The organism is Vibrio sp. UCD-FRSSP16_30 (assembly GCF_001676025.1).
Taxonomy (GTDB): Bacteria; Pseudomonadota; Gammaproteobacteria; order Enterobacterales; family Vibrionaceae; genus Vibrio.
On the sequence record NZ_LZFW01000070.1, the window covers coordinates 1 to 771 of the forward strand.

The window sequence follows — 771 nt, forward strand, 5'->3', positions numbered from 1 at the left end:
GAGACTGTCCTAAATTCTGTGTAACTGCCTACACTTAATGCCGTAATGGCTAAGGAAAGGCAACATGGATAAGAAAGCACTTGAAGCTTTTGCTAAAGAAGCAGCAAAAGGAATTAAAAGCCCTGAAGATTTAACCGAATTCAGTCAGATGCTCAAAAAGATCACTGTTGAAGCAGCTCTCAATGCTGAAATGGATGAGCATCTTGGCTACGAAAAACACCAACAATCCAAATCAAAAAACAGCCGTAACGGAAAGAGCAGCAAGCGGATCAAAACCGAAGATGGGGAGTTCGAACTCGATACACCTCGTGATCGCAATGGCTCTTTCGATCCTAAGCTCGTTAAAAAACACCAATCTCGATTTACATCTATGGACGATAAGATTCTGTGGCTCTACGCGCAAGGCATGAGCACGCGTGACATCGTCAATGCCTTTGAGGAATGGTACGGTGCTGAGATTTCACCGAGTCTCGTTTCGCGAGTGACAAACGCCGTCATCGATGAAATTGTTGAGTGGCAGTCCCGTCCGCTTGATGCCCTTTACCCCATCGTATACCTTGACTGCATTGTGATTAAGGTGCGTCAAGATAAACGTATTATCAACAAATCCATCTTTCTTGCCCTTGGAATTAATACTGACGGGCAAAAAGAATTGATGGGCATGTGGATAGCAGAAAATGAAGGCGCAAAGTTCTGGCTCAATGTTTTGACAGAGCTTAACCAACGTGGCGTTGAGGATATACTTATAGCTTGCGTGGATGGCCTCAAAGG

1 protein-coding gene is annotated in these 771 nt (G+C 44.5%); it reads left to right on the forward strand.

What is annotated here, in order from left to right:
* Positions 1 to 64: 64 nt before the first annotated feature.
* Positions 65 to 771 (forward strand): IS256 family transposase (locus tag A9260_RS15110; RefSeq protein WP_156684071.1); only part of this gene is annotated, 707 nt, incomplete at its 3' end.